Origin of the sequence: Spinactinospora alkalitolerans, assembly GCF_013408795.1 — a bacterium.
Taxonomy (GTDB): domain Bacteria; phylum Actinomycetota; class Actinomycetes; order Streptosporangiales; family Streptosporangiaceae; genus Spinactinospora; species Spinactinospora alkalitolerans.
Genome location: NZ_JACCCC010000001.1, coordinates 3,693,033 through 3,707,373, shown reverse-complemented (window position 1 = coordinate 3,707,373; position 14,341 = coordinate 3,693,033). Strand labels below are relative to the sequence as shown.

Genomic DNA, 14,341 nt, shown 5'->3' with positions numbered 1-14,341 from the left:
CCCTGATCCGCAAACCGGAAGGAGGAGAGCAGATGGCCGGACGGTTGGCCGGGCGCGTCGCCGTGGTCACCGGCGGTGCCGCGGGCATCGGCGAGGGAACGGTGCGGCGCTTTCACGCCGAGGGCGCGAAGGTCGTGCTCGCCGACCTGCAGGACGCGGCCGGACAGGCGCTCGCGGATGAGCTGGGCCCCGACGCGCTGTTCGTGCGCACCGACGTGACCAGGGAGGAGGATGTCGCCGCCCTCGTCGACACGGCCGTGGACCGCTTCGGCCGACTCGACGTGATGTTCAACAACGCCGGGATCATGGGGGCCGTCGGCCCGATCGACGCGACCCGCCTCGCCGACGTCGACGTCACCATCGCGGTCAACCTGCGCGGCGTCGTCTGCGGCATGAAGCACGCGGCCCGGGTCATGAAGCCCCGGCGCAGCGGCGCCATCATCTCCACGTCCAGCCCGGCCGCCCTCCTCGGCGGCGTGGGACCGCACGTCTACAGCGCGGTCAAGGCCGGGATCATCGGCCTGTCCAACTCCGTGGCCGCGGAGCTGCGGCCGCACGGGATCCGGGTGAACACGATCGTGCCCGGGGCCGTGGTCTCGGCGATGACCGCCGGTGTCGTGGCCGGCGGGGCCGACGACCTCGCCGGAGCCGAGGCGGCGCTGGGCAGGACCGCCCTCATGGACCGCCCCCTCAGGCCCGCCGACGTCGCCGCCGGCGCGCTCTACCTGGCCGGCGACGACGCCGCGTTCGTCACCGGCGTCGTGCTGCCGGTCGACGCCGGGATGACCGGCGCCGGCGGTCCGTCCCCCTACACCTCCGGACGGTTCGAGGAGCCCACCGCTCTGCTCGAGGCCGGCCGGCGCGCCGAGACGGAGGGCCGGGGCCGATCATGGTGACATCCGCCGGACTGAAGGCGCTGCTCGAGCCGCGCTCGTTCGCGATCATCGGCGCCAGCGACAAGTCGACGTTCTCCGGGCTGCTGCACCGCAACCTGGTCGAGGCCGGACACGGACCGGCGACCTTCCTGATCAACCGGCGCGCCCGGGAGGTCCACGGCCGCGCCGCGTTCCCCAGGTGCACCGAGGTCGGGCGGCCGATCGACCTCGCCTTCGTGATGGTGCCCGCGGCCGCGGCGCCCGAAGCCCTCCGCGACGCCGCCGCGGCCGGGGCGCGGGGCGCACTCGTCCTGAGCTCCGGATTCGCCGAGACGGGGGAGGAGGGCGAGCGCCGCCAGCGGGAGCTGGTCGACCTCGCCACCGAGCTCGGCGTCACCCTCCTCGGGCCCAACGTCCTCGGGTTCGTCAACGTCGCGGCGGGCGTGCCCGCGATGGTGCTCGCCGATCCGCCGGCCGCGCCGGGCAACGTCGCCCTCATCTCGCAGAGCGGCGCCAGTTGCGGTGCGATGAAGGACTTCGCCGCCCTCGCCGGCGTCGGCCTCTCGCACGTGATCACGGTCGGCAACGAGGCCATGGTCACCGTCGGGCACCTGATCGACCACCTGGTCGACGACGACCGGACCGACGCCGTCGCGGTGTTCATGGAGGGGATCAGGGAGCCGGAGGTCTTCGCCGCCGCCGCCCGGCGCGCGGCGGCCGCGGGCAAGGCGATCGTCGTCCTCAAGGCCGGGAGGAGCGAACTGGCCGCGGAGTCGGCGGCGTCGCACACGGGGGCGCTGGTCGGCGACGACCGGGTCGTCGACGCGGTCTTCGCCCGGCACGGCGTGATCCGGGTCGACACGATCGAGGCGATGCTCGTCACCGCGGGCGTGGCCGCCCACACCGGCCCGCTCGCGCGGCCGGGCATCGGCGTGGTCTCGATCTCCGGCGGCGCCTGCGACATCATCGCCGACCTCGCCCAGGAGGCCGGCGCCGCGCTCCCCGAGCTCTCCGATGCGACGGTCAAGCGGGTCGAGGCCGTCATGCCCGCCTACGGCCACGTGCGCAACCCGCTCGACATCACCGGGGCGGCGATCATCGACCCCGCCATCTGGGAGCAGGCGGTCGCCGCGGTCGGCGACGACCCCGGCGTCGGAGTGGTGGTCGCCGTGAACAGCCTCCCGTGGCGGGAGGACGGGCGGCCCTTCTACGGGCAGAAGTACGTCGACGCCATCGGCGCCGGAATGGCGCGCTCCGATGCCCCGGCGATCTACCTCACCCAGGTCACGCAGCCGGTCGGCGCCCAGACGCGCGAGGTGCTCGACGCGGGCGGCGTCGCCTGCGTCGTCCCGGGGCTGAACCTGGGCGTCGACGCGCTCGCGCGGGTCGCGCTGTGGTCGCGGCGCCGCGCGCTCGCCGCTGCGGAGCCGCGGCGCCCTTCGCCGCGCAGGCGCGCGGTCGATCCCGTCGCCTGCTCCGAGGTCGACGCGCGCGACCTGCTGGAGGACGCGGGCGTCCCGGTGGTCCCGGCCCGGCACGTGCACTCCGCGGAGCAGGCCGAACGCGCCGCGCGGGAGTTCGGCCGCCCCGTGGCCCTGAAGGTCGTCTCGGCCGAGATCGCGCACAAGAGCGACCTGGGCTGCGTCCGACTCGGGGTCGACCCCGCGGACGCCGGTGCCGCCTACGACGAGGTCGTCGCGGCGGGCCGGCGCCCGGAGGCCGGCGGCGCCCGCCTCGACGGCGCCCTGGTCTCGCCGATGCGCGACGGGGGCCTGGAGCTGCTCGTCGGGGTGACCCGGGACCCGGACTGGGGGCCGATGCTCGCCGTCGCCCTGGGCGGCGTCCTGGTCGAGGTCCTCGACGACGTCGCGCTCACGCCCCTGCCGGTCTCGCCCGCGCGCGCCCGCTCGATGCTGGAGAGCCTGCGCGGCGCAGCGCTGCTGCGGGGCGTGCGCGGTCGGCCCGCCGCCGACGTCGACCGGCTGGCCGAGGTGGTCGGCGCCATCGGCACGCTCGCCGAAGAGCTCCACCCCCATCTCGACTCCCTCGAGGTCAACCCGCTCCGCGTCGACGGATCGCGCATCGAGGCCCTCGACGCGCTCGTCACGTGGCGCGGCGCCGACCCCCGAACCCCCGGAGAGGAAGCATCCCGATGTTGACCGACAAACGAGTCCTGGTCACCGGCGCCGGAAACGGCATGGGCCGCGAGATCGCCCTTGAGGCGGCCAGGCAGGGCGCCGCCCACGTCAGCGTCGCCGACATCGACCGGACCGCGGCGGCCGACACCGCCGCGGCCGTCGAGGAGGCCGGCGCGTCGGCCCGGGCGGTCCACGTCGACCTCTCCGACTCCGACCAGGTGCGCCTGATGGTCGAGCAGGCCGTGGAGGGCGGGGGAGGCCTGGACACCCTCGTCAACAACGCCGGCGTCCTGGACGAGGCGTTCTGCGCGGGCGCGACGCTGGAGAACCTGCCGGAGAGCGCCTGGGACCGGGTCTACGCCATCAACGTCAAGGCGGTCTGGCTGGCCACGAAGCACGCCGCGCCGCACCTGCGCGCGTCGCGGCGCGGCCCGTCGGTGGTGAACGCGTCGTCGGTCTCGGGGATGACCGGCTACGGGCTGCCGGCCTACTCCTCCAGCAAGGGCGCGGTCATCCAGCTCACCCGGTCCAGCGCCATCGCGCTCTCTCCCGAGGTGCGCTGCAACGCCTACTGCCCCGGGTCGATCGAGACGCCGATGAGCCGGGGGCACCTCGCCTCGGCCGAGGACCCCGATGCGCGGCTGCGCGCCATGACCGGGGCGCACCTGATCCCCCGGTTCGGCCGGGTCGAGGAGGTCGCGAAGGTCGTCTGCTTCCTCGCCTCCGACGACGCCTCGTTCGTCACCGGGGGGATCTTCCCCGTCGACGGCGGCACGACCGCCTGGCGCGGGCTGCGTGACTAGATCGCCCTCTTGGGTGGTTTTCCCGCCCGTCTTGGCGTTACATGGCCTAAAGCGGCGTTTCCTCCCAATAGCGCCAAGACCGGCGGAAAAGGAACGTGCTGCGTGAGATCCGCGCCGCCGCCTTCCGCTCAAGGCCGCCGGTCACTCGACCGGCCGGCCGTGGGCCGCAGCGGCCCCGGCCTCCTGACCCGCGGTGATCGATCCGCTGCGGTGCCGCCGGGCGACCGAAATCCATGCGCATGGACTCTTGACCTCCGGCTAATTCAGGCTAATGATATTCATCATGACTAGTGACGCGCGTCACCGGTCGGCGAACCGGAGCAGAGCCCGACAACCTGGATGACGGAGTTAACCGATGGTCACACTGCGGGGAGAACGGGGAGCGAGAGCCTCCTGCGTCGCTATTGGGATGGCGGGCGTCCTGGCGCTCACCGGCTGCGCCGAGGGGCGGGCCGCGGGCAGCGGCGGCTCCGGCGAAGGGGTCGACTACGGAGCCACCAAGGAGGAGTACCAGGCCGCCTTCGCCGAAGTGGCCCCGATCGAGCTCCACACCCAGAGTCCCGCACCGAAGGGCTCGATCACGGGCAGAAACGTCGAGGAGTACTTCAACGCCGTGACCGAGTGGTCCGACGGCAAGATCACCTTCGAGGTCTCCTACTCCAACGCGATCGCGCCGCCGGAGGAGGCCGACGACGCGCTCCTCGACGGGCGGCTCGACATCGCCCAGGTCCTGCCGATCTACGAACCCTCGGAGTACCCGGCCAACGCCGCGCTCGTGGAGTCGAGCTTCGTGTCGGACCAGAGCGTGGTCGTCGGCGCCCTGCAGTCCAACGCCTGGCCCCTTGAGGTCGCCTTCGACACCCCCGAGATCCCCCGGGAGTTCGAAGACGCCGGCATGAAGCTGATGATGCCGTCGTACAACTCGGGCTCCAACGCGCTCTTCTGCAGCGATGAGCGCCGCGGACTCGACGCGCTCAAGGGGATGCAGGCCGCCGCGGGAGGCCACGCGCAGAGCAGGCAGGTGGAGGGGCTGGGCGGCGCCGCGGTGTCCGTGGCATACCCCGAGCTCTTCGAGAGCCTCCAGCGCGGGGTCGTCGACTGCAGCGTCTCCAGCCTCACGGTGGGCGTGCTCGGCGGGTTCATCGAGGCGGCCCCGCACGTCGTCGTCGACCCCGAGGCCGGCTTCGCGCTGGCGCCCGGCGCCATGGCGATGAGTCAGTCGGCGTGGGACTCGCTGCCCCTGGTGGCCCAGCAGCTGCTGTGGGACCGCATGGACGTCTTCATGGAGGTCAACCTCTCGGGCAAGATCTGGCCGAACATCGTCGAGGCGTCGACCCAGGTGTCCGAGGCGGGAGGGGCGATCGAGACGTTCGAGGAGGACGCCCGCGCCTCGATCAACGAGACCAACGCCGAGCTGCTCGACGGACTCCGCGGCAACGAGGCCTTCGACGATCCCGACGCGTTCGCCGACCGCGTGCAGGGCTCCTCCGACGCGTGGCTGGAGACCATCGAGGGCGAGCTCGGCTACACCAACGAGACCGACTACAACGGGTTCGCCGACTGGTATTCGGCGGACAAGGTCGACCTGGACCCCTACATCGCGGAGGTGTTCGAGGAGATCCTCCTCGAACACCGCCCGTCCTGAGATCCCGCGCCGGCCGCGGCGGGGCGCGTTCCCCGCCGCGGCCGCCCCGCCCTCCCTTTCAGTCCTGCGGAGATGACATGAGCGCAACACCGGCTCCGGTGCCCCGGCGCCGCCATGGGCTTGAACTGTGCATCGAGGTGCCCGCTGTCACCGTGACCTTCGTGATGATGCTGCACATCACGGCGAACGCCCTGCTGCGCACGTTCGCCCAGAGCCCGATCCCCAACACGCTCGAGATCGTGCAGTACTGGTACCTGCCGATCGTCGCCTTCCTCGGCTTCATCGCCGCCCAGCACCGCGGCCAGCACATCGCCGCCGACCTGGTCTATGCGATGCTCCCGCGGCCGGTCCGGCGCGCCGTCCTGGTGGGCGGCTGCGCGCTGTGCTCGGTGCTCTCGGCCGGGTTCGCCTGGTTCGGGTGGGGAGAGGCCGTGCACGCCATGGAGATCGGCATGACGGCCGGGGTCAGCGAGGTCGTCTCCTGGCCGGCCTACTTCCTGGTCCCCTTCGCCTTCGGCAGCCTGACCGTGCAGTTCGCGCTGGCCGCCGCCCGCGCGATCCGCCACCCCGAGGCCGACCGCGGCGCCGGTGGCGCCGGCGCGGTGTCCGCCGACCAGGAGGCCTCCTCCGAGCTGGAGAAGAAATGACGAGCACGACCGATTCCAACACCGTCGACCCGGCGGTGCGGCAGGCCGGTCCCGAGGGGCCCGCCGACGAGCAGGCTCTCGGGAACGAGGGCGGCGGGCGGCCGTGGGCGGTGACCGCGATCACGGCGGTCGTCCTCCTGGGCTCGACGATCTGCCTGTTCCTGCCGCTGATCCCCGAGGCGCTCGGGATCCTCGCCTGCGTGATGATGCTGTCCCTGCTCTTCCTGCGGGTGCCCGTCGCCGTGGCGATGATCGTGCCGTCCCTGCTGGGGATGTACGCGCTGCGCGGACTGCCGCTGGTCGAGAGCACCCTGGCCTCGCTGGCCTACGATCACGTGGCGAGCTGGACGCTGAGCGTGGTCCCGATGTTCATCCTGATGGGGCTGCTGCTGTGGCGGGCCGGGCTGACGGAGAGCATCTACGCGGCGGGTCGGCACTGGCTGGGCTGGCTCCCCGGCGGCCTGGCCGTCGGGACCAACGTCGCGGGCGCCGGCCTGGCGGCCGCGAGCGGCTCCTCCACCGGGACCGCCTACGCGCTGGCCCGGATCGGCGTCCCCGAGATGCTGAAGGCAGGTTACGACCGCCGCATGGCCATCGGCGCGGTCGTGGTCGCCGGGCTGCCCGGGCAACTGATCCCGCCCAGCATCCTCCTGGTCATCTACGCCGGCATCGCCGAGGTCCCCATCGGCCCCCAACTGCTCGCCGGCGTCGGCCCCGGCCTGCTGGTGGCCGCCATGTTCACGGTGATGATCGTGGTGCTCGCGCGGATCAGGCCGGAACTGGCCGGCCGCGCGAACGGGTCGGCGGCCGCCGGGGCGGCCTCGTCGTGGGGCGACCGCGGCCGCAGCCTGCTGAGGGTCTGGCCGGTGCCGCTGCTGATCGCCATCATCGTGGTCGGCATGTTCTCCGGCGTGTTCACCGCCACGGAGGCGGGCGCGGCCGCGGCCCTGTTCGCGGTCCTGATCTCCTTCGTGTGGAAGCGCGGCGACCGGCCGATCGGAGCGGTCGCGCAGGCCGCGGTCGGGACCGTCAGCAGCGTCGGCGCGATCTTTCTGATGCTGGTGGCGGCGGGGGCGCTTTCGAGCATGCTGACCCTCACCGGGATCAGCACCGGCTTCGCCGACCTGATCGAGGGCCTCGGCCTGGGGCGCATCGAGTTCCTGCTGGCCATGATGGTGGTCTACCTCGTCCTCGGGATGTTCATGGAACCGATGGCCATCATGGTCCTGACCGTCCCGATCCTGATGCCCACGCTCACCGCGCTCGACATCTCCCTGCTCTGGTTCGGCGTGTTCGCCGTCTTCCTGGGCGAGCTGGCCGTGGTCACCCCGCCGGTGGGCATCCTGGCCTTCATCATCCACGGCATCACCAAGGACCCCGAGGTCAACAGGGGCCAGGAGATCAGCCTCAGGGACGTCTTCGTCGCCGTCGGCTGGTTCCTGCCGATGGCCGTCCTCGTCGCCGTCGTCCTGATCCTCTTCCCCGAGATCGCGACCTTCATCCCCGACATCGCCGCCGACTAGGGACCGCAGACATGACCGAAACGAAGCAGGGCTGCCCGTTCAGCCACACCGACTACGGCGCCGACACCGAGATCCACGGCCACTACGCACTGCTGGACGCCGAGCGTGAAGCGAGCCGCTTCCGGTTCAACGACACCACCGAGCGCGGCTTCTGGATGCTGCAGCGCTACGACGACGTGGTCGAGGGCTTCCAGCGGCACGACGTGTGGACCACCCGCGCCAGGAGCGCCATCAACCCCGATTCGGGCATGGCGCTGCTGCCCCAGGACCTCAACGGCGAGGCCCACCTCAAGATGCGCCGGGTGATCAACCCGTTCTTCGCCCCCGCCGCGGTCAAGCGCATGGAGGCCATGGCGCACGAGCGCTGCATCGAGCTGATCGAGGAGCTCAGGCCCAAGGGCGGGTGCGACTTCGTGGCCGAGTTCGCGATCAGGTACCCCACCGACCTCTTCCTCGCCCTCCTCGGCCTTCCGGTGAGCGACGGCGACTTCTTCCTGCCCTGGTCCGAAACGCTCTTCGCGGGCTTCTTCGGCGGCGACCCCGATGCGGCCGCCGCGGCCAAACGCAAGATCACCGACTACTTCGACGCGGCCGTGAACGAGCGCCGCGCCAACCCGCGCGACCCGAAGCAGGACATGGTCTCGCGGCTGATCGAGGCGCGCATCGACGGTGAGCCGATCTCGCAGGAGGACATCCTCACGGTCTGCATGACCCTGATGCTCGCCGGTCTGGACACCACGCGCAGCGCCTTGGGCTACATCTTCACCCACCTCGCCCGCGACGATGCGGACCGCAGGACGATCATCGACCGCCCCGACCTGGGCCCGGCCGCGGCGGAGGAGTTCCTGCGGATGTATCCCCTGGTGTTCCAGGCCGGGCGCGAGGTGCGGGCGGCGGGCGAGTTCCACGGCATCGACATGGCCGAGGGCGACGTCGTGTGGCTGGGCATCGGCTCGGCCAACCGCGACCCGCGCAAGTTCCCCGAGCCCGACAGGTTCGTCATCGGCCGCAAGGGCGGCAACCAGCACCTCGCCTTCGGCGCCGGCCCGCACCGCTGCCTGGGCATGCACCTGGCCCGCCTCGAACTCGCGGTCGTGCTCAAGGAGTGGCACGAGCGCATCCCGCACTACCGGATCAAGGAGGGGACGCGGCTCGTGGAACGGGGCGGGCAACTGACCCTGGCGACGCTTCCCCTCGAATGGGAGGTCTAGAACGTGTTCATCTCCGTCGACGCCGCCGCGTGCATGGGGCACGGCCGCTGCTACTCGGTCGCCGCCGACCTGCTCTCCGACGACGAGCAGGGCTTCGTGGCCCAGTCCGGCCAGACCCTGCGGATCCCCGGTGACCTGCTCGACCAGGCCCGCGAGGCCGCGGACGCGTGCCCGGAGGGGGCGATCTCGATCGTGGAGGAGCACCCCGACCGATGATCGGGCACATCAGGGTCCTCGACCTGACCGACGAGCGCGGCCTCCTGTGCGGCCGGCTGCTCGCCGACCTGGGGGCCGACGTCGTCCAGGTCGAGCCCGCGGCGGGGTCGAGCGCGCGGTCGGTGCCGCCGGTCGCCGCCACCGGATCGTCGATGTTCTGGGAGACGTTCGCGGCCAACAAGCGCGGCGTCGGCCTCGACCTCGACAGCGAGCAGGGGTGCGCGACCGTGCGCGCGCTGGCCCGCCGGGCCGACGTCGTCGTCACCTCGATGCCCGCCGACTGGCTGCGCGAGCGCGGGCTGGACCCGGAGGCACTGCGCGCGGACGACCCGGGTCTGATCTACACCGTGATCAGCGCGTTCGGGTGGACCGGCCCCAAGGCCGGCTACGCCGACAGCGACCTCGTGGTCTGGGCCGCGGGCGGCCCGCTGGACCCGCACCGCGACGGCGACCGGCCGCCCCTGCGCATCAGCGTCCCGCAGGCCTTCCTGCACGCGAGCGCCGACGCCGCGGCCGGCGCCATGCTCGCCGTGCTGGCCAGGGGCTCGACCGGCCGCGGACAGGTCGTCGACGTCTCGGCGCAGGCGAGCCTGGGGGTGGCGACCCTGGCCAGGGTGCTGGCGCACGCGGTGGGCGACGCCAGGCCCGAGTGGCACCGCCGGCCCGTCGCGGGCGGCGACAAGAGCGGCAGCGGCGCGGCCACCCCCAACCGGCTCAAGAAATGGCGGTGCAGGGACGGCATGGTGGAGCTGCACCTGTCGATGGGACCGGCGTCGGGCGACTTCACCAACCGGCTCTTCACCTGGCTGCACTCGGAGGGGGCGGTCAGCGGGCGCATCGCCGCGTGGGACTGGAAGGCCGTGCCCGAACTCATCGCCGAGGGCGAGCTGACCGGCGGCGACCTCGACGAGGCGCGCGCCGCCGTCGGCTCCTTCCTGGCCACGCGGACCAAGAGCCAGGTGCTGGAGGCCGCGATGGAGCACCGGCTGCTGTGCATGGCGATCTTCGACGTCGCCGACGTCTGCGCGAGCCGGCACCTGGAGGAGCGCGGCTACTGGGCGCACGTGCACATCGACGGGGTGCCGGTCCGGATCCCGGGCGCGATCGCGCAGGTCGGCGGCGACGGCCGACCCGGGGTGCGCCGCGGGGCGCCCCGCATCGGCGAGCACACCGAGGAGGTCGTCGGCGACTGGCTCGCCGGGGCCGGGGCGGAGGCGGCGTCATGACCGCGGCCCTGGCGGAGCTGAAGGTCCTGGACCTGTCCTGGGTCGTCGCCGGCCCGCTGGTCGGGCGCGCGCTCGCCGACTTCGGCGCACGGGTCGTCCGGGTGGAGTCGAGCCGCCGCATCGAGACGGCGCGCCTGATGCAGCCCTTCCACGGCGGCGCCCCCGGCGAGGAGAACTCCGCGCTGTACGGCAACTGCAACGCCGGGAAGCTGGGCGTGACGGTCGACCTGAAGACCGAGGAGGGCCGCGCGGTCGTGCGGGACCTCGCGGCGTGGGCCGACGTGGTCATCGAGTCGTTCTCGCCCGGCCAGATGGCCAAATGGGGGCTGGACTACGCCTCGCTGTCGCGGGAGGACCCATCCCTGATCATGCTCAGCACGTCGATCGCCGGGCAGTCGGGGCCGTGGTCGGCGCTGGCCGGCTACGGCAACGTCGGCGCCTCCCTGAGCGGGTTCCAGAACCTCGTCGGCTGGGAGGACGACCTGCCCACGGGGCCGTTCGGCCCCTACACCGACTACGTCGGACCGCGGCTCGCGCTGGTCGCGCTGCTCGCCGCGGTCGAGAACCGCCGCCGCACCGGGGCGGGGCGCCACATCGACGTCGCCCAGATCGAGGCCGGGACCTTCTTCCTCTCGCCCCAGGTCGCCCACTACGGGATCGACGGCGCCGTCGCCCGGCGCCGGGGCAACCGCGACGAGGTCTGCGCACCGCACGGCGTGTACCCGTGCCTGCGCGAGGACGGCGCCGACCGCTTCGTCGCGATCGCGGTGCGCGACGACGCCGAGTGGCCGAGGCTGGCCGAGGCCATGGGCCGCGCCGACCTGGCCGCCCGCGCCGACCTGCGGACCGCCGGGCAGCGGCGCGAGCACGCCGACCTCCTCGACGAGCAGCTCGCGCGCTGGACCGCCGGCCTGCGGGCCGAAGAGGTCGAGCGGCGCCTGCAGGCGGTCGGGGTCCCGGCGCACCGGTCGGCCTCCAGTGCGGACTTCGTGTCGGACCCGCAACTCGCGGAGCGGGGCCACATCGTGCGGCTGCCGCACCGGCTGCACGGCGAGGCGGTGGTGGAGGGGCCGCGCTACCTGCTCTCGGACACGCCGGGGCGCCCCGCCGGGCCGGCGCCGACGCTGGGCCGGGACAACGCGCTCGTCCTGCGCGAGGTCCTGGGCTACACCGACGACCGGATCGCACGACTGACCGAGGACGGAGTACTTCTTTGACCGCTGAAGCGACAGCGACCGGGCAGGACTGGAAGGCCGAGTGGCAGCCGGTCGTCGACGCGGTCGGCCGGGACTTCGCACCGGGCGCGGCGACGATGGGGGCCGACCCGGTCGAGCGCGGGGCCATCCGCCGCTACCTCGAACCGCTGGAGTTCGACTGCGCCCTGCACACCGATGAACGAGCGACGCGGGCCGCCGGCTTCGACGACGTGACGATGCCCGCCACGGGCGTCGTCGCCTGGACCATCCCCGCCATGCGGCGGCCGGGGGAGGTGCTGTTCGACACCGACGACCGCGACGCCCAGCCGGTGAAGAGCCCGATCAACAACCAGGACATGCCGCTCGGCCCCAGGACCAGCGGCTTCTTCGGCACCGACGTCGCCATCGACTTCGTCCGCCCGGTGGTGGCCGGCGAGCGCATCGGCCGGCGCTCCAACCGCCTCCTGTCGTGCGAGCCCAAGGAGACCTCGGTCGGGCGCGGCGCGTTCATGAAGTGGGAGAGCGACGTGGTGACCGAGGCCGGGGAGGTCGTCGCGCGCATCCGGATCGGGACCTACGCCTACGTGCCCAAGGACGAGGATTGAACGAGACGATGACCGATGTGACGACGCGGCGGCTCTTCGACGACGTGGCGGTCGGCGACGAACTGCCCGCCGTGGCCTACCCGCTGACGGTCTACCGGCTGGTGATGGCCGCGGGGGCCAACCGCGACTTCAACTCCATCCACCACAACACCGAGTACGCGCGCAGCACGGGCGCCGAGGAGATGTACGCCAACACCTCCTTCCTGCTGGGCGCCTGGGAGCGGTGCGTGCGCGACTGGACCGGCCCCGACGGCGTGATCCGGAGCCTGCGCGGCTTCCGGATGCGGGCGTTCAACCACGTCGGCGACACGATGTGGGTGCGCGCCGAGGTCGGGGAGACCAGGATCGAGGACGGTGCGGGAGTGGTCGAGATCGCGATCAGATGCGAGAACTCGGCCGGCGTGAGCGTCGGCCCCGGCGTCGTCGAGGTCGCGCTGCCCCGCCGAGAGGAGGGGAGCGCGTGAGCACCGGCACAACGGCGGCGATCGCCGGGCTGGGCATGACCGAGCTCGGCAGGGTCTACGGGCCGACACCGGCGGAGTTCGCGATCGACGCGGTCTCGCGGGCGGCCGCCGACGCGGGGATCGCCCTCGGCGACATCGACGGCCTCCTGGTCAACCCCGGCGTCAACAACGACATCGACCTGCGCCTGCAGTCCGCGCTGCAACTGCGCGACCTGCGGCTGCTCTCGACCGTCCAGGGGTTCGGCTCCTCGGCCGTCCAGATGGTGCAGTACGCCTCGATGGCGATCGCCTCGGGAACGGCCGACGTGGTCGCGTGCGTGTACGCCGACGCGCCCCTGAAGCAGGGGAGCGGGGCCGGAGCGGCCTACTCCGGGAGCGGCGGGACGCTGCGCGGCGTCGAGTCGCTGCCGGCGGCCTCCGGCCTGAAGTCCGCGCCGGCGCGCTACGCCGTCGCGGCCCGGCGGCACATGGAGACCTACGGCACGACCAGCGAGCAGCTCGGCGCCGTCGCGGTCGCCGCGCGCCAGTGGGCCGCGATGAACCCGCTCGCCCAGAAACGCGAACCGATCACGCTCGCCGACCACCAGGAGTCGCGGCTCATCGCCGACCCGCTGCGCCTGCTCGACTGCTGCCTGGTGAGCAACGGGGCCATCGCGGTCATCGTCACCGGTGCCGACCGGGCCGCCGACCTGGTCCGACCGCCCGTGCACGTCTGGGGCTGGGGGCAGGCCCACCCCGGGTACCGCAACGGCCGCGGCAGCGACTTCGGACTGGTCAGCGGCGCGGCCCGGTCGGGTCCCGCCGCGCTGAAGATGGCCGGGGTCACGGTCGGCGACATCGGCGTCCGCCAGATCTACGACTGCTTCACCTACACCACCCTGATCACCCTGGAGGACTACGGGTTCTGCGCCAAGGGCGAGGGCGGTGAGTTCGTCGCCAGCGGGGCTCTCGCCCCCGGCGGCAGTCACCCGACCAACACGGGCGGCGGCGAGCTGTCGTCGTACTACATGTGGGGGATGACCCCGCTGTCGGAGGCGGTCATCCAGGCGCGCGGCCAGGGCGGCGCGCGCCAGGTGCCCGACCACGACCTGATCATGGTGAGCGGTAACGGCGGGGTGCTGGACTTCCACGCCACGCTCATCGTCAGCCCGCACGCCAAGGCCGCATGAGCATGGGAGCCGAGATGCCGTTGACCCCCGTCGTGCGCGACGACCACTCCGCGCCGTTCTTCGACGCCGCCGCGCAGGGGAGGCTGCTGCTGCGCTACTCGCCCGGCAGCGGCGCGTGGTCGGAGCCCGCGGCCCTGGTGTGCTCGGCGACCGGGGCCGCCGACCTCCAGTGGCGCCAGGCCAAGGGCGAGGGCGAGCTGGTCAGCTGGACCGTCGTTCCCGGTCGCGCGAAGGACGGCGAACCGGCGGCCGACGCGGTCGTCGGAGTCGTCGAGATGGCCGAAGGGCCGTGGCTGACGCTGCGGCTCGTCGACGCCGACGGCTCGGAGCTGCGCGCGGGGCTGCCCGTGCGGGTGGACTTCGTGCGGCCCGAGGGCGGGGAGGCCGTGCCGGTCGGGCTGCTCGCCGCCCGACGGGACTGAGGAGGCCGCGAAGTGCGTCAACGAGGCGGAGGAGGCGGCGTGCCGCTGCGCCGGGACAAGAGCGGGCCGGGCCCGCTGCGGGCGGCGGCCCTGCTGTCGGCCGTCGCCCGGTAGCGCCCCCTTTTCGGAGGTCCCGACGCCGTGCGCCCCGGACCGCGCGCGACAGCGTGCACGGCGCCGGGATCGGCGGAGAACGAGGCG

The 14,341-nt window shown here is 73.0% G+C and carries 14 protein-coding genes; all 14 read left to right on the top strand.

Annotated features, from left to right (window positions below; genetic code table 11):
* Nucleotides 1-32 precede the first annotated feature (32 nt).
* The 14 genes from HDA32_RS16430 (at nucleotide 33) to HDA32_RS16365 (ending at nucleotide 14,140) form a co-directional block, all read left to right on the top strand.
* On the top strand, nucleotides 33-896 hold the full coding sequence (locus HDA32_RS16430) for an SDR family oxidoreductase (protein WP_179644026.1): 864 nt from the start codon (nucleotides 33-35) through the stop codon (nucleotides 894-896).
* Complete coding sequence (locus tag HDA32_RS16425; protein WP_179644025.1) at nucleotides 890-3,034, top strand: acetate--CoA ligase family protein; 2,145 nt, start codon at nucleotides 890-892, stop codon at nucleotides 3,032-3,034. The genes HDA32_RS16430 and HDA32_RS16425 overlap by 7 nt, the downstream gene beginning before the upstream one ends.
* Entirely contained in the window at nucleotides 3,028-3,816 is a 789-nt protein-coding gene (locus tag HDA32_RS16420; protein WP_179644024.1) for an SDR family NAD(P)-dependent oxidoreductase, read from the top strand. The genes HDA32_RS16425 and HDA32_RS16420 overlap by 7 nt, the downstream gene beginning before the upstream one ends.
* A gap of 355 nt (nucleotides 3,817-4,171) precedes the next feature.
* Nucleotides 4,172-5,461: a TRAP transporter substrate-binding protein DctP gene (gene dctP, locus HDA32_RS16415; protein WP_179644023.1), complete on the top strand. Its 1,290-nt coding sequence runs from the start codon at nucleotides 4,172-4,174 to the stop codon at nucleotides 5,459-5,461.
* A gap of 77 nt (nucleotides 5,462-5,538) precedes the next feature.
* Nucleotides 5,539-6,108 carry a TRAP transporter small permease gene (locus tag HDA32_RS16410; RefSeq protein WP_179644022.1) on the top strand — a complete coding sequence of 190 codons (570 nt, stop codon included), beginning with the start codon at nucleotides 5,539-5,541 and terminating at the stop codon, nucleotides 6,106-6,108.
* The gene (locus tag HDA32_RS16405) at nucleotides 6,105-7,631 is read left to right on the top strand and encodes a TRAP transporter large permease (RefSeq protein ID WP_179644021.1); all 1,527 of its coding nucleotides are present in this window, start codon (nucleotides 6,105-6,107) and stop codon (nucleotides 7,629-7,631) included. The genes HDA32_RS16410 and HDA32_RS16405 overlap by 4 nt, the downstream gene beginning before the upstream one ends.
* 11 nt (nucleotides 7,632-7,642) lie before the next feature.
* Nucleotides 7,643-8,842 (top strand): cytochrome P450, encoded by a 1,200-nt coding sequence (locus HDA32_RS16400; RefSeq protein WP_179644020.1) that lies wholly within the window; start codon nucleotides 7,643-7,645, stop codon nucleotides 8,840-8,842.
* A gap of 3 nt (nucleotides 8,843-8,845) precedes the next feature.
* On the top strand, nucleotides 8,846-9,058 hold the full coding sequence (locus HDA32_RS16395; protein ID WP_179644019.1) for a ferredoxin: 213 nt from the start codon (nucleotides 8,846-8,848) through the stop codon (nucleotides 9,056-9,058).
* Nucleotides 9,055-10,284 carry a CoA transferase gene (locus HDA32_RS16390; RefSeq protein WP_179644018.1) on the top strand — a complete coding sequence of 410 codons (1,230 nt, stop codon included), beginning with the start codon at nucleotides 9,055-9,057 and terminating at the stop codon, nucleotides 10,282-10,284. The genes HDA32_RS16395 and HDA32_RS16390 overlap by 4 nt, the downstream gene beginning before the upstream one ends.
* Nucleotides 10,281-11,501: a CaiB/BaiF CoA transferase family protein gene (locus tag HDA32_RS16385; protein WP_179644017.1), complete on the top strand. Its 1,221-nt coding sequence runs from the start codon at nucleotides 10,281-10,283 to the stop codon at nucleotides 11,499-11,501. The genes HDA32_RS16390 and HDA32_RS16385 overlap by 4 nt, the downstream gene beginning before the upstream one ends.
* Nucleotides 11,498-12,085 (top strand): FAS1-like dehydratase domain-containing protein, encoded by a 588-nt coding sequence (locus tag HDA32_RS16380; RefSeq protein ID WP_179644016.1) that lies wholly within the window; start codon nucleotides 11,498-11,500, stop codon nucleotides 12,083-12,085. The genes HDA32_RS16385 and HDA32_RS16380 overlap by 4 nt, the downstream gene beginning before the upstream one ends.
* Nucleotides 12,082-12,549, top strand: a complete 468-nt coding sequence (locus HDA32_RS16375) for a hotdog family protein (protein WP_246334378.1) — start codon at nucleotides 12,082-12,084, stop codon at nucleotides 12,547-12,549. Before HDA32_RS16380 ends, HDA32_RS16375 begins: the two co-directional genes overlap by 4 nt.
* Nucleotides 12,546-13,718, top strand: a complete 1,173-nt coding sequence (locus HDA32_RS16370; RefSeq protein WP_312863209.1) for a thiolase family protein — start codon at nucleotides 12,546-12,548, stop codon at nucleotides 13,716-13,718. The genes HDA32_RS16375 and HDA32_RS16370 overlap by 4 nt, the downstream gene beginning before the upstream one ends.
* A complete protein-coding gene (locus HDA32_RS16365; RefSeq protein ID WP_246334376.1) occupies nucleotides 13,715-14,140 on the top strand; it encodes a Zn-ribbon domain-containing OB-fold protein in 426 nt (141 codons plus the stop codon). Before HDA32_RS16370 ends, HDA32_RS16365 begins: the two co-directional genes overlap by 4 nt.
* Nucleotides 14,141-14,341: the final 201 nt, after the last annotated feature.